The 20,463-nt window shown below is 47.8% G+C and carries 17 protein-coding genes; all 17 read left to right on the top strand.

The features are described from left to right. Window positions 1–3 precede the first annotated feature (3 nt). The 17 genes from tssA (at window position 4) to WJM45_RS10650 (ending at window position 20,133) form a co-directional block, all read left to right on the top strand. Complete coding sequence (gene tssA, locus WJM45_RS10730) at window positions 4–1,056, top strand: type VI secretion system protein TssA (protein ID WP_341325102.1); 1,053 nt, start codon at window positions 4–6, stop codon at window positions 1,054–1,056. Between the two features lie 47 nt (window positions 1,057–1,103). Then, window positions 1,104–1,634 carry a type VI secretion system contractile sheath small subunit gene (tssB, locus tag WJM45_RS10725; protein WP_341325101.1) on the top strand — a complete coding sequence of 177 codons (531 nt, stop codon included), beginning with the start codon at window positions 1,104–1,106 and terminating at the stop codon, window positions 1,632–1,634. 3 nt (window positions 1,635–1,637) lie between these two features. Beyond that, window positions 1,638–3,137: a type VI secretion system contractile sheath large subunit gene (tssC, locus tag WJM45_RS10720; protein ID WP_341325100.1), complete on the top strand. Its 1,500-nt coding sequence runs from the start codon at window positions 1,638–1,640 to the stop codon at window positions 3,135–3,137. Between the two features lie 116 nt (window positions 3,138–3,253). After that, the gene (locus tag WJM45_RS10715; protein ID WP_014148412.1) at window positions 3,254–3,745 is read left to right on the top strand and encodes a type VI secretion system tube protein Hcp; all 492 of its coding nucleotides are present in this window, start codon (window positions 3,254–3,256) and stop codon (window positions 3,743–3,745) included. Between the two features lie 376 nt (window positions 3,746–4,121). Then, window positions 4,122–4,925 carry a type VI secretion system accessory protein TagJ gene (locus WJM45_RS10710; protein ID WP_341325099.1) on the top strand — a complete coding sequence of 268 codons (804 nt, stop codon included), beginning with the start codon at window positions 4,122–4,124 and terminating at the stop codon, window positions 4,923–4,925. A 3-nt stretch (window positions 4,926–4,928) separates the two neighbouring features. Continuing rightward, a complete protein-coding gene (gene tssE / locus WJM45_RS10705; RefSeq protein WP_341325098.1) occupies window positions 4,929–5,429 on the top strand; it encodes a type VI secretion system baseplate subunit TssE in 501 nt (166 codons plus the stop codon). A gap of 3 nt (window positions 5,430–5,432) precedes the next feature. Further along, a complete protein-coding gene (gene tssF / locus WJM45_RS10700) occupies window positions 5,433–7,313 on the top strand; it encodes a type VI secretion system baseplate subunit TssF (protein WP_341325097.1) in 1,881 nt (626 codons plus the stop codon). Then, window positions 7,277–8,293, top strand: coding sequence for a type VI secretion system baseplate subunit TssG (gene tssG, locus WJM45_RS10695; RefSeq protein WP_341325096.1), 1,017 nt, complete (start codon window positions 7,277–7,279; stop codon window positions 8,291–8,293). The genes tssF and tssG overlap by 37 nt, the downstream gene beginning before the upstream one ends. Window positions 8,294–8,577: 284 nt before the next feature. After that, window positions 8,578–11,295, top strand: a complete 2,718-nt coding sequence (gene tssH, locus WJM45_RS10690; protein WP_341325095.1) for a type VI secretion system ATPase TssH — start codon at window positions 8,578–8,580, stop codon at window positions 11,293–11,295. 70 nt (window positions 11,296–11,365) lie between these two features. Beyond that, on the top strand, window positions 11,366–11,896 hold the full coding sequence (locus WJM45_RS10685; protein ID WP_341325094.1) for a papain-like cysteine protease family protein: 531 nt from the start codon (window positions 11,366–11,368) through the stop codon (window positions 11,894–11,896). 140 nt (window positions 11,897–12,036) lie between these two features. Next, window positions 12,037–12,651 (top strand): hypothetical protein, encoded by a 615-nt coding sequence (locus tag WJM45_RS10680; protein ID WP_341325093.1) that lies wholly within the window; start codon window positions 12,037–12,039, stop codon window positions 12,649–12,651. A 170-nt stretch (window positions 12,652–12,821) separates the two neighbouring features. After that, window positions 12,822–14,765, top strand: coding sequence for a type VI secretion system tip protein TssI/VgrG (tssI, locus tag WJM45_RS10675; protein WP_341325092.1), 1,944 nt, complete (start codon window positions 12,822–12,824; stop codon window positions 14,763–14,765). 10 nt (window positions 14,766–14,775) lie between these two features. Next, a complete protein-coding gene (locus WJM45_RS10670; protein WP_341325091.1) occupies window positions 14,776–15,363 on the top strand; it encodes a hypothetical protein in 588 nt (195 codons plus the stop codon). A gap of 576 nt (window positions 15,364–15,939) precedes the next feature. Next, complete coding sequence (locus tag WJM45_RS10665) at window positions 15,940–16,206, top strand: PAAR domain-containing protein (RefSeq protein WP_341325090.1); 267 nt, start codon at window positions 15,940–15,942, stop codon at window positions 16,204–16,206. A gap of 189 nt (window positions 16,207–16,395) precedes the next feature. Next, a complete protein-coding gene (tssI, locus tag WJM45_RS10660; RefSeq protein WP_341325089.1) occupies window positions 16,396–18,507 on the top strand; it encodes a type VI secretion system tip protein TssI/VgrG in 2,112 nt (703 codons plus the stop codon). A 23-nt stretch (window positions 18,508–18,530) separates the two neighbouring features. Beyond that, the gene (locus WJM45_RS10655) at window positions 18,531–19,016 is read left to right on the top strand and encodes a DUF6484 domain-containing protein (RefSeq protein WP_341325088.1); all 486 of its coding nucleotides are present in this window, start codon (window positions 18,531–18,533) and stop codon (window positions 19,014–19,016) included. Between the two features lies 1 nt (window position 19,017). Then, complete coding sequence (locus WJM45_RS10650; RefSeq protein ID WP_341325087.1) at window positions 19,018–20,133, top strand: DUF2169 domain-containing protein; 1,116 nt, start codon at window positions 19,018–19,020, stop codon at window positions 20,131–20,133. The last annotated feature ends 330 nt before the right edge of the window (window positions 20,134–20,463 follow it).

The raw sequence follows: 20,463 nt of genomic DNA, 5'->3' as shown, positions 1-20,463 counted from the left end.
GGAGTGAGTGCATTGAGTATCGATATCGAAAAATATTTACAGGACATCGATCCTGATAATGTTTGCGGCGACGATCTGGAATATGATCCCGCTTTTATCGCGTTGGAGCAGGACATAATCGGCAAGCCGGAACAGCAAATCGGCGACACCATTCAAGAAGCGGAACCGCCGGACTGGAGGGAAATTAAAAAATCCGCTGAAGCCCTTCTGGACCGGACTCGCGATTTAAGAGTTCTGGTTTATTACTTGCGCTCCTTGATTGCACTAGAAGGACTTACCGGTCTTACCGAAGGATTAAAGTTAATCGACACATTGGTCGCAAAACACTGGGACGCTTTGTATCCTAAGCTCGACCCCGATGACGACAACGACCCTACTGAACGCGTCAATATTTTGATGGCTTTATGCGACCATGAAACGATGTTGCGTCCTTTGCAGCTTGTCGCTTTAGTCGAGTCGAAAGCATTAGGCCGTTTTTGTTTTCGCGATGTCATGATTGCCACCGAGAAAATGACGGTTTCCGAAGATGATAATGCCCCGAAATTAGGGACTATCGAAGCCGCTGTCCAGGATAGTGATGTTGCTGCATTACAAAGTAATTTGGCATCGATCGCGGGAAGTGCCGAAAGCCTGAATAGTTTGGAAAACTTCGTTACTCAGCAAGTAGGCATCAACAATGCTCCTAACTTCGAGGCGCTTAGGCACTTGTTGAAGGAATTCGAGCATTTGGTATCGAGCTGGCTGGAGTCTCGCGGGGTCGATGACATCGATGCACCACAAGTCGATCTAGAAAGCCTGGACGAGATAACAGGCAAACCGCAAGCCACGAAAAAATCGATCTCAGGTGCGATAAACAATAGTCAAGACGTCATAAATGCGCTCAAGTTAATTTGCGACTATTACAAAAAAAACGAACCATCGAGTCCTGTGCCTTTGCTTCTTGAGCGAGCGCAGCGGCTAGTCGGAAAAAGTTTCATGGATGCTCTCATGGATATTGCGCCGGACGGCGTCAGCCAAGCCAGTATCATCATGGGGGCTAAGAATGAAGATGAATAAATTAGGCTCGGAATTTCCGTTACAATTTTCTATCGAGGAGGTGTTAAATGGCTGAAAGCAGTCAAAAGTTTATCGCGCGTAATCGTGCGCCGAGGGTACAGATCGAATACGATGTCGAACTCTATGGTGCGGAGAAAAAAGTTCAACTGCCTTTCGTGATGGGGGTACTCGCTGATCTATCGGGAAAACCCGCCGATCCATTGGCGCCTGTCGCGGACCGAAAAATGCTCGAAATCGATGTGGACAACTTCAATGATCGATTGAAGGCAATGAAACCTCGGGTCGCATTTACGGTGCCCAACACCTTGACGGGTGAAGGCAATTTGAATGTCGATCTTACTTTCGAAAACATGGATGACTTTTCGCCGGCGGCCGTGGCAAGAAAAGTAGACGGACTGAATAAATTGCTGGAAGCGAGAACGCAATTGGCCAATTTGGTCACATACATGGACGGAAAAGGCGGTGCCGAAGAATTGATAGCGAAGGTTATCAATGATCCGGCTTTATTGCAGTCGCTGACTGCAGCGCCTAAGCCGACCGATACAGCCGAAGCAAAAACCGAGGAAGGAGGAGAGTAAACCATGGCTGAAGCAGAACAAGCAACAGAAGCAGAAGTCACGACTGGAGAGGTTGCCGAAGTCAGTGATTTTTCGGCATTATTGACCAAGGAATTTAAACCGAAATCCGACCGAGCGAAAGAAGAAGTTGAAAGCGCGGTTCAAACGCTTGCCGAATTTGTTTTAAAGGATACTTCGTTGGTATCCGATGACGCGATAGCTTCGATTGAGTCTATCATCGCGCAAATCGACAGTAAATTGACCGAACAAATCAACAAAATACTTCATCATGAAGACTTTAAAAAACTAGAAGGCACTTGGCGAGGACTGCATTATCTGGTCAATAATACCGAAACCGACGAGATGCTTAAAATTCGGGTGATGAACATCTCAAAGAATGAGCTGGGTAAGACTCTCAAGAAGTTCAAAGGGACTGCTTGGGATCAGAGTCCCATGTTCAAAAAATTGTATGAAGAAGAATATGGTCAGTTCGGCGGCGAACCCTTCGGCTGTTTAATGGGAGACTATTATTTCGATCATTCACCACCCGACGTCGAATTATTGAATCAAATTGCGAAAATTTCCGCCGCATCGCATGCGCCGTTTATTACCGGTTTGTCGCCGACTACATTGCAAATGGACTCATGGGGTGAATTAGCTAACCCTAGAGATTTGACCAAAATCTTTTCCACCCCCGAGTATGCGGCTTGGCGATCGTTACGAGATTCCGACGATTCCAAATATTTGGGAATGGCGATGCCGAGATTTTTGTCCCGTCTACCTTATGGAGCAAAAACCGATCCGGTTGAGGAATTCGATTTCGAAGAAAATACCGAAGCGGCCAACAGCGCCAATTATACTTGGTCTAACGCTGCCTATGCGATGGCGACCAACATTAACCGCTCATTTAAACTGTATGGCTGGTGCTCAAGAATTCGCGGCATAGAGTCCGGCGGTGCGGTAGAAGGTTTGCCTGTCCATACCTTCCCAACCGATGACGGCGGCGTCGATATGAAGTGTCCGACCGAGATCGCGATTAGCGACCGCCGCGAAGCGGAATTGGCTAAATCAGGATTCATGCCATTGATTCACAAGAAGAATTCGGATTTCGCCGCATTTATCGGTGCGCAGTCGCTGCATAAACCGGCCGAATATGACGATCCCGATGCAACGGCAAATGCTAACCTGGCTGCCAGATTGCCGTATTTGTTCGCAACTTGCCGATTCGCGCATTATTTGAAATGTATCGTTAGGGATAAAATCGGGTCGTTCAAAGAGCGTGCCGATATGGAAAGATGGCTCAATAGCTGGATCAGTAATTACGTTTTGACCAATCCGGCATTGGCGACGGAAGAGGATAAAGCCATTCGTCCTTTGTCTGCCGCAGAGGTGGTCGTTGAAGAAGTCGAAGGTAATCCTGGGTACTATGCGTCTAAATTTTATTTGAGACCGCATTATCAGTTGGAAGGCTTGACTGTTTCCTTACGACTCACTTCCAAATTGCCTTCACAAAAAGGCGGTTGATGATTGTAAGAGGGGGTTAAGCGATAGATAAACTCTCTTGGAAAATAGTTAAATCCCCTTTGAAATTATTCATCAGCAGTTTGTAATTTTATTTCTGTAAATTATGAGGATAAACAATGATCTTATTAAAATTTGAACCTGAATTGAAAGGCGATTCCAAAGTCGATAAGCATGATGGTTGGATAACCATAGACTCAGTGCAATGGGGGACCGGGCGCGCCGTTAGCTCTAGCGGAACCGGCGCCGACCGTGACACCAGTAACCCATCCTTTTCCGAAGTTACATGCACTAAAAGTATGGATATTGCCTCTGCTCAATTAATGCAGGAAGCGGCATGCGGTAAAACACTGGATAAAGCCACTTTTCATTTTATTCAAACAGGCGGAAAAGACGTTTCCGGACAAGAGTTTGTGGAAATTATTTTAGAAAAACCGCTGATCAGCAGCTATAGCATGAGCAGTGGAGGTGAAAGGCCGAATGAATCCTTTTCCATCAACTATGTTGGTATCACATTACAATATAACCAATTCGAAGAAGGCGGCACTGTCAAAAAAGGTGAAGCTAAAGGTTATGATTTAAAAACCAATAAAGCCAAAAATAAAATCTGATAACTCCCCGTTCTGGCTGAATAGTGGTTGTAGTGTTTTTTGAACGTTCAGCTAGGCGAATGAATTAAAGGAGTTATACCTTTCGCACCTCAAATTTCGGTAATGCCTAAGGAGGCGCCAGGGTGCTCGTCAAAGGCTTTGCCAGCATGGAGCTGGCATAGAGCCTACATGGATGTATTTACCCAGCACCTAAATTCCATAGCTCACTGACTATGGTTAGCTAACTTGGATAATTTAGGGCTGGGTTTACGGCGTCCTTTGACGGGCACCCTGGCGCCGAATTTTGATCTACGAAGGGTATCTCATCCTTTCGAATGGGCGGTTTATGCCGCCCATTTTTTATCGATACGGATTGACGCTAGCCGAGGACCGATACATGTTAAACAGTGAACAAGCATTGAAAGACGGCAATCTGGAACAAGCATTGGCCGATATTCAACAGGCCCTAAGAAAAGATCCGGCCAATATCAAAAATAGAATTTTCCTCTTTCAGTTATTATCGGTTTTAGGTCAATGGGAAAGAGCGTTGACCCAACTCAATGTCTTGGCTGAAATGGATGCTGCAACTCTGGCGATGGTACAAACCTATCGTGAGGCGCTTCGTTGCGAAGTATTGCGTAAAGAAGTTTTCTTAGGCTTAAAAACACCGTTGATTTTCGGCGAGCCTCAACAATGGATGGCTTTGTTGTTGCAAGCCCTTAACCTCACAGCGCAAGAAAAATACCAGGAAGCTCAAAACCTGCGCAATCAAGCCTTCGACAGTGCTCCGGCAACTGCCGGTTCGATTGACGGCGAGCGTTTTGACTGGTTGGCGGATGCCGATGTCCGGCTCGGCCCCATGCTCGAAGCCATCATCAATGGACAATATTATTGGGTTCCCTTTCAGCATATCAAAACTATCCAAATAGAATTGCCCGAAGACCTGCGTGATTTAGTTTGGATGCCTGTGCATTTTGCTTGGCAAAATGGCGGCGAAGCGGTCGGATTTATTCCGACACGTTATGTCAACTCCGAAACTAATCCGGATGCGGCTATTCAACTGGCGCGCAAGACTGAATGGCAAGAGCCGCATGAAGGGCTGTTCATCGGTCTGGGACAGCGCTTATTAAGCACTAATCACAATGATTATGCCTTGATGGATGTCCGTGAAATTAGTTTTGATGGCACTGATAACACATAAGTCATGGCCGAACTAACCCAAAAAGAACGCCTCCAACCCTCGTTACTCGATCGATTGACGGATGATGAGCCGAACACTCAGGTTGAATCCAGAGATAAGCGGGTGTTATCGATGCAGAAATTGAGGCAGTCGGTTCTGCGCGACGTTTCCTGGCTATTGAATGCCGATTCGTTCGAGTCCGTTGCCGATTTAACGGATTATCCGGAAGTCGCTCAGTCGGTTATCAATTTCGGCATACAAAATCTGGCGGGGACTTCCGTAGTCGGCGCGGATTTAACCGATATCGAAAAAAAACTTAAGCAAGCCATTACCGTCTTTGAGCCGCGTATTTTACCTCATAGTTTGACAGTCAAAGTATTGTCGGCGGATGTCATGAATCAGCAAGCTATCAGCTTCGACATCGAAGCCAATCTTTGGGCGCAGCCCCTTCCGATACATCTTTATTTACGGACTGAGATCGATGTATTGACCGGCGACGTGAATCTACGTGACATGGGCGGCTAAGGCATGGACCCGAAATTATTGCGCTATTACAACACGGAGCTGCACCATTTGAGGGAAATGGGCGGCGAATTTGCCGTCGAATTTCCCAAGATTGCAGCGCGCTTGGGCATGGATAGCTTTGAATGCGCAGATCCTTATGTCGAAAGATTATTGGAAGGTTTTGCCTTTTTAGCGGCACGCGTCCAATTGAAGCTCGATGCCGAGTTTCCGCGATTTACCCAGCATTTGCTGGAAATGATATACCCGAATTATCTCGAGCCGACTCCGTCGGTGGCCGTCGTGCAATTTCAACCCGATTTAACGGAAGGTTCGTTAAATGAAGGTTTTACGATAGAAAGAGCAACCGCCCTACGCAGCCAGACGACTAAAGGCGAACAAACTCCCTGCGAATATCGCACCGCGCACGAAATAAAACTCTGGCCTTTGCAAATCCACGAGGCGGAATATCTGCCCAATCTTGGTGCCGTGGCAAACCTCTGCTCACATAATCTGAGCGGGGTGAAAGCCGCGATTCGCATCCGGCTGAAAACCACGGCAGGTTTGAAATTCAATGAGTTAAAGCTGGATTCCTTACCCGTTTTTTTACGAGGGCATGGCGAATTGCCGATGCACTTGTATGAACAATTGATTGGCGATTCGTTAGCCGTTTGCATGCAGCCGACAGAAAAACCTTATCGCTGGCAACATTTAGTCAAAGATAATGCGATAAACCGAATCGGCTTTTCCGATGAAGAAGCCTTGTTCAATTATTCGCCTCGATCTTTCCAGGGGTACCGTCTTCTGCAAGAATACTTTGCCTTTCCGGAACGCTTTATGTTTGCGGAATTCACAGGTTTCGATCAAGCGTTGAATCAGTGCGACGCCGAAGAGATGGATTTAATCGTTCTACTAAAACGAAGTCACGCAAAACTTATTAATGCCGTCGATAGATCTCAATTTGCGTTGTTTTGTACACCGGCTATCAATTTGTTTCCCAAGCATGCGGACCCTATTTATATCGATCATAAGTCGTCCGAATTTCATATCATTCCGGACCGCTCCAGACCTATGGACTTTGAAATTTGCCAAGTCAAAGAAGTCATTGGCATTGGGAGCGGGGGCGTCAATGAAAAAAAGGAATTTCAGCCGTTTTATCGATACAGCGACGAACGAAGTCATGACGTCCGGCCCGCTTATTATTCGTTACATCGGCAACAACGGATAGCTTCGTCGAAACAAAAACGTCAAGGGCCGAGATCGAGTTATATCGGCAATGAGACGTTTATTTCGCTGGTCGACGGGCAATCGGCACCTTACGGTAAAGACCTTAAACAGCTATCAATCAAGGCGCTTTGTAGTAATCGAGATTTACCGTTGCTGATGCCGCTGGGCGGCGGAAAAACCGATTTCACGATGCAGAAGGGCGCGCCGGTCCAAAGCATTCGTTGCCTTTCAGGCCCTACTAAACCTCGGGCATCGACCGCCTATGGCAATGTCAATTGGAGTTTAATCAATCATTTGTCGATGAACTATTTAAGTATAATCGACCGTAATGACAAAGAAGGTGCCGTCGCTCTGAGAAGTTTATTGAGGTTATATAGCGAATACAATGTCGCCGCTATTACTAATCAGATCGAGGGATTGTTGTCGATTCAAGCGAAAGATATCGTTAGGCGGATCAATACGGCCGGTCCCATCGTTTTTGGGCGCGGCTTAGAAATAACCTTGAACTTCGAAGAGTCCGCTTTTGAAGGCAGCGGGGTCTTCTTGATGGGAGCAGTGCTGGAAAATTTTTTAGCCCGCTATGTTTCAATTAACTCGTTTACCGAAACCGTGGTCAAGTCCACGGATCGTGGAGAAATCATCAGATGGCCGGCGAGAATAGGTCGAAGAAAAACGATTTAATCGAAGGTTTACTCGAACAGCCGCATCAATACGATTTTTTTCATGCCTTACGGTTGATTGAATGTAGCCATGACAATAAACCTCTGATAGGACAATCCAGTCGACCCGTAGACGACGCGGTAAGGTTTGGTCAAGAAGTCTCCATGGCATTTGAGTCGTCGACATTGAGTCAATTTATAGCAGCTCACGATGGGAAGCCGGCCCGATTGACTCAGCGTTTTTTAGGACTGTTCGGACCCAACGGTCCGATGCCTTTGCATCTGACCGAATATGTGCGAAGCCGGGAGCATAATTTTCATGATCATACTTTGGCCCGTTTTGGCGATATTTTTCACCACCGGATGGTTGCATTGTTCTATCGCGCCAAAGCGGATGCCGAACCTGCCTACAGTTTCGACCGGCCCGATGAAGACCGGTTCGGCGATTATTTAGGAGCGTTAGCCGGGATCGGTGATAAGGAGTTTCAAGATCGCGATGCGATGCCGGATCTGGCCAAGTTTCATTACATAGGTCATTTAGCGAATCAGGCAAAAAATGCCGACGGGCTAATCGCTATCCTGGCCGATTTCTATAAATTACCGGTGCGACTCAATGAGTTCATCGGTGAATGGTTACACATTGAAACCGAGGATTTGACCCGATTAGGTGAATCGACCCAAACCGGTAGATTAGGCGAGTCTGTCGTATTGGGCTCCCGAGTTTGGAGTTGTCAGCATAAATTCCGAATTCTGTTCGGCCCTTTGACCCTAACAGAGTATGACAGTTTGCTGCCTTCAGGTCAGCGACTGGAAAAACTGATTGCGATCGTACGAAACTACAGCGGCTTTGAGTTTGATTGGGATGTCAATCTAATCTTGAAAAATGACGAGGTACCGATGAGCCAATTGGACGGCGGCACGCGACTGGGTTGGACAAGCTGGCTTGGTGAGCGGCGCAGCACCGAAGATGCGAACGATCTGTTGCTGAATCCGATACGGTAATGCGTTGATCTAAATTTGTGAGTAGTGAGCAGTAAGTCGTGAGCGGAATTAGCGTCTTGGCATTGGCGAAATTTGAAGTGTGAATGTATACCCATCGCAGATCAAAATTCGGCCCCTGGGTGTCTGCTAAAGGACGCCGTGAATACGTCCATGCAGGCTCTATGCCAGCTCCATGCTGGCAAAGCCTTTATCAGACACCCAGGCGCCTCCTCAGGCACTGCCGAAATTTGAAGTGCGAAAGGTATATATACGGGACATTTTGACAATTATTTTAGGAGTGAGTTATGGGCGATATCAGCCGTGTCGCATTATTCGGTAAGCTGAATAAAGTGTGCTACAAATCCATTGAGGGGGCGACCGTGTTTTGTAAAATGCGAGGTAATCCTTACGTGGAACTGACGCATTGGTTGCATCAGATTCTTCAGTTGCAAGACTCGGATCTCCATAAAATCATTCGTCAATTCAATCTCGACCCGTCGAAATTGGCGCGCGACTTTACCGAATCTTTGGATCGCCTCCCAAGAGGCTCCACATCGATTTCGGATTTATCGTCGCATGTCGAAGAAGCCGTCGAGAGAGGATGGGTATACGGAACCCTAATGTTTGGTGAATCGCAGGTACGTTCGGGACATTTGGTTGTCGGTATTCTTAAAACAAAGGGTTTGAATCATGCCTTGCTGGAAATTTCCAACGAATTCGGAAAAGTCAAGCCGGATACCTTAACCGAACGTTTCGCGGAGATTGTCAGCGGCTCGCCTGAAGAAGGGCTGCATTCAAGCGACGGTTTTCAAGTCGGGGGAGGTGCTGTTCCGGGCGAAGCCAGCGGCGCGATGTCGCCGGCTCAGATGGGTAAACAAGAAGCCTTGAAACAATTCACGGTCGATTTAACCGAGCAGGCGCGCCAAGGCAAGATGGACCCGATCGTCGGACGCGATGAAGAAATACGTCAAGTGATCGACATCTTGATGCGTCGCCGTCAAAATAATCCGATACTGACTGGCGAGGCCGGCGTCGGCAAAACTGCCGTCGTTGAAGGCTTCGCGCAGAAAATCGTCGCCGGCGACGTGCCGCCGTCCTTGCTGGATGTCACGTTGCGTACGCTTGATGTCGGTTTGCTGCAGGCAGGCGCTAGTATGAAAGGCGAATTCGAGAACCGCTTGCGTCAAGTGATCGAGGAAGTGCAATCATCCGAAAAACCTATCATTTTGTTCATCGACGAAGCGCATACCTTGGTCGGCGCCGGCGGCGCAGCCGGCACCGGCGATGCCGCGAACCTTTTGAAACCGGCGCTGGCGCGCGGTACGCTCAGAACCGTCGCGGCCACGACCTGGGCCGAATATAAGAAACATATCGAAAAAGATCCGGCATTGACGCGGCGCTTCCAAGTCGTGCAAGTGCTGGAGCCCAGCGAAGAAAAAGCGATTTTGATGATGCGAGGTGTCGCATCGGTCATGGAAAAACACCATCAGGTTCAAATACTCGATGAGGCTCTAGAAGCTGCCGTAAAGTTGTCTCACCGATATATTCCCGCCAGACAGTTGCCCGATAAATCGGTCAGTTTGCTCGATACCGCATCGGCACGCGTAGCCATCAGTCAGCATGCCGTTCCTGCCGCGGTCGATGATTGCCGAAAACGGATTAACGGATTCGATACCGAATTGGCGATCATCGGCAGAGAAAAGTCGGTCGGCGTCGATATCAAAGACCGCGAAACGATTGTTCTTGAAAAACTGAAAGCCGAAAAAGATCGTTTGGCATTGCTGGAAGAGCGCTGGAATAACGAACGTGAACTCGTCAAAAACATTTTAGATATTCGTCAAAAACTGCGAGAGCAAGGCGGTAAAGTCGAGGGGACCGAAAGCAAACTCGAAAAAGCGGTTGAAGAAGTTGCGGGAGTCGATTCCGAATCGAATACACGCGATGGACTGCTTGAGGATTTAAAAAACTTGCTATCTCAATTGCATGATTTGCAAGGCGAATCACCCTTGATTTTACCGAGCGTCGATGCTCAAACCGTGGCTTCCGTCGTCGGCGATTGGACCGGAATTCCAGTCGGGCGAATGGTCAAGAATGAAATCGAGACCATTATTCATCTGGCCGATACTATCGAGCAACGAATCATCGGACAACGACATGCGTTGGATATGATAGCGCGGCGAATTCAAACCTCGCGAGCGGGTCTCGATAATCCGAACAAACCGATCGGCGTGTTCATGTTGGCCGGCACGTCGGGAGTCGGCAAGACCGAAACCGCTCTAGCCTTGGCCGAAGCCTTGTACGGCGGCGAGCAGAACGTCATCACAATCAACATGAGCGAATACCAGGAAGCCCATACCGTATCGACGCTGAAAGGTGCGCCTCCGGGTTATGTCGGATACGGCGAAGGCGGTGTGTTGACCGAGGCGGTCCGGCGCAGGCCTTATTCTGTTGTATTGCTCGATGAAGTCGAAAAAGCGCATCCGGACGTTCATGAAATTTTCTTCCAGGTTTTCGATAAAGGCTGGATGGAAGACGGCGAAGGCCGGGTCATCGATTTCAAAAATACGCTGATTCTTTTGACCACCAATGCCGGTACCGAGCTGATCGCCAATCTCTGTAAAGACCCGGATTTAATGCCGGAGCCTGAAGGCATTGCCAAAGCCTTGAGGGAACCGTTGCTAAAAGTCTTTCCGCCGGCATTGTTGGGCCGTCTGGTCGTTATTCCCTATTACCCGTTAAGCGACGAGATGATCGCCGCAATCGCGAAATTGCAGTTAAAACGTATCGAAAAACGTATTGTTGAAAGTCATAAAGTACCGTTTACCTATGATGAGGATGTCATCAAGTTGATAGCCGAACGCTGTACCGAAGTCGAAAGCGGCGGGCGCATGATCGACGCGATATTGACCAATACAGTTTTGCCCAGTATCAGCTCCGAGTTTTTAACGCGGATGATGGAAGGGAAGACAGTTGAAAGGGTGCATGTCGGTGTGGCGGATGGAGAGTTTGTTTATGAGTTTTGAATCAAATTACTTATTGAGAATGCTCGTTTCTTAAAGTCGTTAATGCAAATAATACACAGGGGCGTATCTTATGTCTTTTTATCTAAATGTTCCATTTGTCACACAACTTGGTATTGGAGCAGAAATCGGTAAACACCACGGAAGAGATGATCCAACTGGATGCTGGTATGCCAGTCTGTGCATGGTTGGTTTTTATTTTGAAGCAGGCCCTCGGTTAGGTAACCCGGAATTATTTAAACGCCCTCTAGACAAACTTAAACACGGTACAGATGTCGGACATTTTCCTATTGGTGGTGATGCTGAACTAAAAATGATGCAGAATGAAGGATTAGAAGAAATCCCTGAGCCGGCTGATAAAAAATGGAAAAATTGGCAGCTTGCAAAAATGCTTAAGGAATATGGACCTTTAATGATGTCATGGTGGGCTCCGGGCGCTCATGTTTCAGTTGTTATTGGTATAGACTCTGAATCAAATGAAGTGATTTATCACGACCCGGAAAACGCGCCAAATTCTCGGATGTCGCTAAATAATTTTAACAGCAAGTTAATGTGGGGGAACCGTGCATTGATGCGAAAAAAAGGAAAACCACATCAAGGTTGATAAACTTATCTCACTGGTTTTTGCGGATAAGAACCTATTCTAAAGTTCACCTTGATAGTCGCATTGCCGATTAAGAGAAGTTTTGATGACCGAATTCTTAGGTAGTCGATAAAATTATTATTCATAAAATTGAGGTTTTTATGCCAGCTGTAGATCGCTTTCTTTCTGACCCTGTTGAGTTCATGCAAAATAACATCGTTTCCACTCCTGAAGGAGGTGATGTTAATAAAACAGGAGGTAAAAAATTTTTTACGTTGGAAAAACTTAATGGTCTTGCAAGTAGTGTCGAACGTCCAGGGGCGCAGATTGCAACTTATATGGCTCGGCCTGCAGGTAATGGGGGTAATGTTGAGGGCATAATGGAAATATATTGGTGCCCTTATCAGGATGACTCTATTCAGTCTACGACAGTAAGCAATGCCGCAAATATCATGTTTACTGCACCGATGAACGGTTGCAGCTTTGGCGTTGGTTCTCCAGCCGAGGATGGTTCACGCTATGTTGCTCACATTAATATGAAATCGCAAAATAATGCATGGAACAAACAGGACGCTATCTTGAAGGGTAGTAAATTGGGAAGTACGATCGTGAGTCCGCATATGTATATGGGCTCGGATAAAGATCCTGTTCATGTGATCACTTTTGGTGTCCGTAACTCTAAAACTAGGCAATGGAGTTTTTATTACCAGCTTACCAAAATGGGTGTTGGCGCAAACGGTATTATCAAGACATTGATTGGAGTATTTCCAGTCTGAAATTAAGGCAAGTAAGCAATGAAACTGACAGCATGGATGCTGCCTAGAGCCTACATGGACGTATTCACCCAGCACCTAAATTTAACTAGCAAAGGGTATAAGCGAGCCAATAAAACCAGTTTTTTCAGTCGGCTCTGCTAGAGCACTTTATAACCGGAAATTTATAAATCATGGCACAAAACAATAGATCCGTTACTGCCGATACCCCTTTAGGCGATGATCAGCTGGTTTTCTATCGTATGACGGGGATAGAATCCATCGGTCGATTATTCGAGTTTGAGGTAGAGTTAGTTCGCGATCTGAAACTGGGCAGTGTCAAAGCCGATCAATTGTTGGGTAAAGGAATGACAGTCAAGCTGGATCTACCTAACGGGGGTACGCGGTATTTTAACGGTGAGATCGTGCAATTCAAGCATATAGGGCTCCGTAGTCGTTTCAGTTGTTACCGTGCAACATTAAGGCCTTGGTTATGGTATTTAACCCTTAATGCCGATTGCCGAATTTTTCAAGATAAATCGGTAATCGATGTTATCAAGGCAGTATTGAACAACTATTCTTTTGCCGATGTTCTTTATAAATTGGACGGCGAATACAAAACCTTGGATTATTGCGTTCAATATAGAGAAAGCGATTTCGATTTCATCAGTCGCTTGATGGAATACGACGGCATTTTTTATTACTTTGAGCATCAAGACGACAAACATAAACTTGTGATTACCGATTCGAACAAAGCTTTCGAAACTCAAAGCGGTTATCAGTCCATTCCATATTTTCCGGATGGAAACGAAGCAAACCGCGAGCGCGATCACATTCACGAGTGGTTTCAAGAAAACCAAGTCACGACAGGTAAATTCGAACTGAACGATTTCGATTTTGAATCGCCTGGTTCCGATTTAACAATCAAAAAACACAATCCGGGGGAATATTCTCAATCCGGACAGGAAGTCTACGATTTTCCAGGAAAATTCTCGTCATCAACAGTAGACAGCAAGCTCGTCGATAAGCGCTTGGAAGAGCGGCAAAATGCCTATTCCATTAAGCGTGGTCAAGGCAATGCTTTGGGCCTCATTCCCGGCATGAAATTCACACTAAGCGATTTTTATTTTGACGAAGAAAACATCGAACATGTCGTTGTGTCGGCATCCTATATTATTCAAGGCGACGATTGCGTTTCAGGCATGGGTGGAGGCGGTGAAATTTTTCAATGCAGTTTCGACGCGATTGATGCAAAGCAAGCCTTTCGATCGATCAGATCGACACCCAAACCTTCGGTTTCAGGGTCGCAGACCGCGATTGTCGTCGGTCCTTCAGGTGAGGAGATTTGGACCGATAAATACGGCCGCGTCAAGGTACAGTTTCATTGGGACAGGGAAGGGCAAGACGATGAAAATAGCTCGTGTTGGGTCAGGGTTTCTCAGCCGATGGCCGGTAAGAAATGGGGTTGGATTTCTTTGCCGCGGATCGGTCAAGAGGTCGTCGTCAGTTTTTTGGAGGGCGATCCGGACCGTCCATTGATAACCGGGAGAGTTTACAACGACGATCAAATGCCGCCTTATGATTTACCTTCCAACAAAACCCAAAGCGGTATCAAGACCCGTAGTTCAAAAGAAGGTACGGCCGATAACTTCAACGAATTACGTTTTGAGGACAAAAAAGGCGAGGAAGAGGTTTACATTCATGCCGAAAAAGACCTTAATTGTGTAATCGAAAATAACGAGACACGCAAGATCGGTTTGGATAAAAAAGACAAGGGCGATCAAACAATTGAGATCCAAAACGATAGAACCGTTACTTTGCATGACGGTAACGATAAGTTGAAAATTGAAACAGGCAATCGTAACATCGAGATCGATCAGGGTAATTATGATTTGAAGGTGTCGACCGGCAATCATTCGGTCAAGATCGATTCCGGTAAAAGCACGATTGAAGCGATGCAGTCCATCGAGCTCAAAGTGGGCGGGAACAGTATCGAAATCACCCAAGCAGGGATCACGATCAAAGGAACTATGATAAAAGTGGAGGGGAGTGCGATGTCTGAAATAAAGAGCCCAATGACCACGGTTAAAGGAGACGGCATGTTGATTCTGCAGGGCGGCTTGACAAAAATTAACTAGCGTATAGGCAATGACTGAATTAAATTTAATAAAAATAAAACAAGAAAAGGCCTCAGAAATTACTGAGCTGTTCGAGTTAAGCGAATTAGGTCAATCGTTATTAACTCAAGACGTCACGCCGGCTGAATTTATTGAAAAATTAATACAAGAAGAAAGTTTCGCCGATTGTATTAATTTTATCGCTTATAGCTTACCCAAAAGAGAAGCGACATGGTGGGCTTGCTTGTGTGCTCGTAGTTGTCAAAGTACTCAAACGAATCCAAAGGATGCGAAGGCGGTGGAGTCGGCCGAAGCTTGGGTGTATAAACCTATTCAAGAAAATGCCAAAGCCGCTTTTACTGCCGCCGAAGCCACTGCTTTTAAAACAGCTGCCGGTTGGGCGGCAACAGCGGCATTTTGGAGCGGCGATAATCTTTCACCTTTGGATGACAATATTGTTCTTCCGGCTCCTGATCTTACCGCAAAAGCGGTTGCAGGCGCCATTATGCTGGCTGCTTCCCAAGATGGTGCCGCTCAGGTCAAAAACAGAAAGCAGACATTTATTCGGCAAGGCATTGATATTGCCAATGGTGGCGACGGTCGTAAAGTTGAACCGTAAACAAAGGAAGTTAATCTCCAGTAAAACCATACTTGATTTTACTTAGAACGTTCAGCCAATTTGATTTGACTCAGGGCGCCCGCCTGGGTCCCGTTAGGCCGCGCCGAGCGCTGGCGATTTTGCCGAGAACAGCCCGTTAGGGGAGCGGCAGGGAAGCCGCTCGTTTTCGGAGGGCTAGGGATAGCCCTTCCGAAAACCCTCGGCAAAATCGTCAGCGCACAGGATGCAGCGACCTCCGGGTGTCTGCTGACTCGCGCCATCCGGGCGCTCGCACTTCGTGCGCCCTGGGCGTCCCAATCCGCTCCCGGCGGATTGGTCTTTTGGATACTTTTCTTTGGACAAGCAAAGACAAAATCGCCTGGAGCGATTTTGAACAGCTTTAGCTGGCCCGCAGGGCGAAACACAGGGATGGGTTTCATAGCAGTATCGCGGTTGTCGGTCCGCGAACCGACTCCATATAAGCGTCGCGATAGCGACACAAAACCTACTTCGAATTTCAAATAGGCTGAAGCTTATACGTAATCAGGAAACCATGTAAAAGGGGGATTCGTGTTTCCAGCAGCTAGAGTGACAGACATGCATGTTTGCCCTATGGTTACAGGGGTAGTGCCCCATGTAGGGGGGCCTATTTTACCGCCTGGAACCCCAACCGTATTAATAGGCAATTTACCGGCCGCAAAAGTCGGGGATATGGCGACTTGTGTGGGGCCTCCTGATGCGATTGTCAAAGGTTCATCCACGGTTTTGATTTGCAATATGCCTGCAGCGCGCTTGCTGGATAATACTTCGCACGGTGGAGTCATTGTCGGCCCAGGTTGTCCGACCGTTTTAATAGGCGGTTAAAGCTGTCTTTATATGCCCTAGCGCTCAAGGCAAAGGCAATAGTTGGCAAACGATATGCAAAACACTGCTGTAAAAATGCCGGTTCCGAAGAGGGTTCGGTGGCTTAATTGACAGGTGTCGGAGTTATTTCATGCGCGTTCCTAAACAAATTTCCAGGTAAGCTGTTTTATGGCCCAAAACAATCGATCCGTGACAGCCGACACTCCGCTAGGAGACGATCAGCTCATCTTCTATCGGTTGACCGGTAAGGAAGAAATCGGCCGATTGTTCGAGTTTGATGTCGAGCTGATTCGCGACCAAAAACTGGGGGGCGTCAAGGCCGATCAATTGCTCGGCAAGGGCATGACCGTCAATCTCGATCTGCCGAACGGAAAGACGCGTCATATCAATGGCGAGATCGTGCAATTCAAACATACCGGCCTGCGCGGGCGCTATATTACCTATCTGGCTACAGTGAGGCCTTGGCTATGGTATTTGACGTTGAATTCCGATTGCCGGATATTTCAGGATAAATCGGTCATCGATGTTATCAAGGAAGTCCTCAGCCGCTACTCATTCGCCGACGTTCAATACAAACTGGACGGCGACTATCAGCTTTTGGATTATTGCGTGCAATACCGCGAAAGCGACTTCGATTTCATCAGCCGGCTGATGGAGCATGAAGGCATCTTTTATTTCTTCGAGCATCATAACGGCAAACACACTTTGGTCATTGCCGATTCGAACAAAGTATTTCAGACTCGGAGCGGATATCAAACCATTCCTTATTTGCCGCTCGGTAATAAAGACAGCCGCGAACGCGATCATATTTACGAATGGCTCCAGGAAAATCAGGTAACGACAGGAAAATACGAACTCAACGATTTCGATTTCGAATCGCCCAGCTCCGATTTGACGATCAAGAAGCACAATCCCGGCGGCTATTCGCATGGCGATCAAGAGATCTATGACTTCCCGGGGAAATTTACCGTCTCATCGGTCGATACCAAGCTGGTCGATAAGCGATTGGAAGAGCGACAAAATGCCTATTCATTGAAACGCGGACAAGGTAATGCTTCGGCGTTGATTCCCGGCATGAAGTTTTCGCTCGCGGATTTCTATTTTTCGGAAGAAAACAAGGAGCACATTGTCGTATCGGCTTCTTATGCGATGCAAGGCGACGATCTTGAATCGAACATGAGTGGAGCCGGTGAGATATTCGAGTGTAGTTTTGCCGCGATCGATGCCAATCAGGCTTTTCGTCCGGAAAGGCTCACTTGTAAGCCGATCGTTTCAGGCTCTCAGACTGCGATTGTCGTGGGTCCGTCGGGTGAAGAGATTTGGACCGACAAATACGGCCGCGTCAAGGTACAGTTCCATTGGGACAGGGAAGGGCAAGACGATGAAAACAGCTCGTGTTGGGTCAGGGTTTCCCATCCGATGGCCGGAAAGAAATGGGGTTGGATATCGTTGCCGCGCATCGGCCAAGAAGTGGTCGTCAGCTTCCTGGAAGGCGATCCGGATCGACCCCTAATCACTGGGCGAGTCTATAACGACGAGCAAATGCCGCCTTATGAATTGCCTACCAATAAAACGCAAAGCGGTATCAAGACCCGCAGCAGTAAGGCCGGTACGGCTGATAATTTTAATGAAATCCGTTTCGAGGACAAGAAAGGCTCCGAACAGCTTTTCATCCATGCCGAAAAAAATCAGGACATCGAAGTCGAAAGTAACGAGACGCATTGGGTAGGAAACGACCGCAGCAAAAACATCGATCATGACGAAACGACCGTCGTTGGCCACGACCGCACCGAGACGGTCGGTAGCAATGAGACGATCACGATCGGCGTCAATCGCACCGAAACGGTCGGTTCTAACGAATCGATCACGGTCGGCTCGAACAGAACCCGCAATGTCGGCCAGAACGAAGTCGTCAATGTCGGATTGACCCGTACCCACAATGTCGGCGTCAACGAAATGATCAACGTTGGTGCGGCACAGGAAATTACGGTAGGCGCCGCGCAAACTATTACGGTCGGTCTGACTCAGGCCGTTACGGTAGGTAAAGATCTGAATGAAACGGTAGGCAACAATCGCAGTGCCAGCGTCGGCAAGGATAATTCACTCAACGTCGGAAAGAATTTGACGATAGACGCCGGCGACCAAGTCGTGATCAAAACCGGCAAGGCCAGCATCACGATGAAAAAAGACGGCACGATCACGATTCAGGGCAAGAACATTACGATAAAAGGCAGCGGTGAAATCAATACAAAGGCCGACAAAAATGTCGTAATCAAGGGTAAGAAAATCCTGCAAAATTGATAAAGTTTTTCGGAGACGCAAGCATGACCGATGTTTTGACTCAGCAATCGAATCGACTGCATAAAGAAGAAACCATGCCGGAAAAAATCGACGGTGTTGTCGTTGGTTTATTGATCGGATTCGACGGACAAGGCGCGCCGCTGGTCGGTTTTACCGGAAATCCTCAGGCGGAGGCGACGCCGGCCCGTTCGACCGCAAGTCTGACTCGAGAGAATATCGGCTGCGAGGTGGCGTTATTGTTCGAAAATGGCGACCCGGCGAGGCCCATGATCATCGGTCGCATGCAGCAGCCGGTTATCTCAACCGAAAAGCCGAATGAACAAGCTTTAAATGCAGAAATAGACGGCGAACGCGTCGTGCTGCAAGCCAATCAGGAAATCGTGCTGCGCTGCGGCAAGGCCAGCATCACGTTGACCCGTGCAGGTAAAATCGTCATCCGAGGCGCTTATATTCTCAATCGCTCGTCCGGCGTCAATCGCATCAAGGGCGGCTCGGTGCAAATCAACTGATATGGACCTGATCAACGCCACTCGCATGCAGGCAGCCTATACTCAAGGTTTGCAAGTCGATGGCCGAGAACTGTTGGTGGTCGTAATCAAAGGGACTTTTCAAATACCCGAATGGGCCAATCAGGCGCCCGAGCTTGCCGAAGAACAAGTACCATTGGTTTTCGCCGATACTTTCACCGGAGAGCCGGGATTTTCATCGCCGATTTATGAAAGCGACTTCGCGCCAAGAAAACCCCGCTGCGACGTGTTGCTGCTCGGAACCGCCTATGCGCCGGAAGGCATGCCGGTCAATCAAGTTCCGGTCGGCCTTAAAGTCGGCGATTTTAAGAAAGTATTTCGCGTCGTCGGCAATCGCGTTTGGCAAGCGGGTATCGGCGGTATTCATGCGGGGCCGCCTGCGCCTTTTTTGCAAATGCCGATCACCTATGATCGCGCCTTTGGCGGCCTGGACGATTTTCATGTCGATCCCGAAAAACATGGCGCCTATCGGCCCAATCCGGTAGGGCTTGGCTATCATCAAATTCTGAGCAGCGATTTGGTTAACGGTTCACCGATGCCGAATACCGAGGAGAGCGAACGTTCGATCACGAATCCAGCCGGCGATTATCGGCCGATGGCCTTCGGGCCGGTCGGGCGCAGTTGGGAGCCCCGTTATCGTCTAGCCGGCACCTACGATCAGCACTGGACCGACCATATTTTTCCGTTTCTGCCGCCCGATTTCGACGAAGCCTATTTTCAGGCGGCGCCGCTCGATCAACAAATTCCGTATTTGCAAGGTGGGGAAGAGATCGTGCTGGCCAATTTGACGCCGTCGGGACGGAACCGTTTTTGGCTGCCTAAAATAGACATGCCGGTCGTGTTTTTCCCGAAGAAAGGCGGCAAGGAAGAAACCCGTGCAGTGATCGATACCTTGATCATCGAGCCCGATTCGGGGCGATTCACGATCACCTGGCGCGTCGCACGACCGTTAAAGAAGAGCATGTTCGAAGTTTCACAAGTACTGGTCGGCGAAATGTCTCGGGCTTGGTGGCGTGCCCGGGAGTTGGGCAAGCCCTATTATCCTTCGTTGGCGCATTTGGCTAAAGCCAATCGATCGGAAGCGGAGGAGGAAAGTTGAGTAATCCTACTCCCTTTATACTCAAAAAATGGTTAACTTTATGAAGGTATGGGATGTGGCTAGCGAGGATGTCGGCATCAGGGAGAGCTGCCGCCAAGCCCCCATGGAGGGGTTCACGGCGGTCCTCGATAGACACATCTCATACCTTATTAAAGATTCAAGAAGATATTCGCGCAGGTATCTTTGGGTTGGTATGGTCATATATTTTAGACTATGAAAATAGTAGAAATCCTTTTTATGAGCGAAGAGAACAAATTTCAAAATGGCGCAATTATGCCCAAGACGATATAGAAGCTAGCACGGAGCTTATTGAAATTGCAAACCGTATTA

The sequence above is a fragment of the Methylotuvimicrobium sp. KM2 genome (genome assembly GCF_038051925.1).
GTDB lineage: Bacteria > Pseudomonadota > Gammaproteobacteria > Methylococcales > Methylomonadaceae > Methylotuvimicrobium.
The sequence above is the reverse complement of the archived record's forward strand: the minus strand, read 5'-3'. Positions and strand labels throughout refer to the sequence as shown.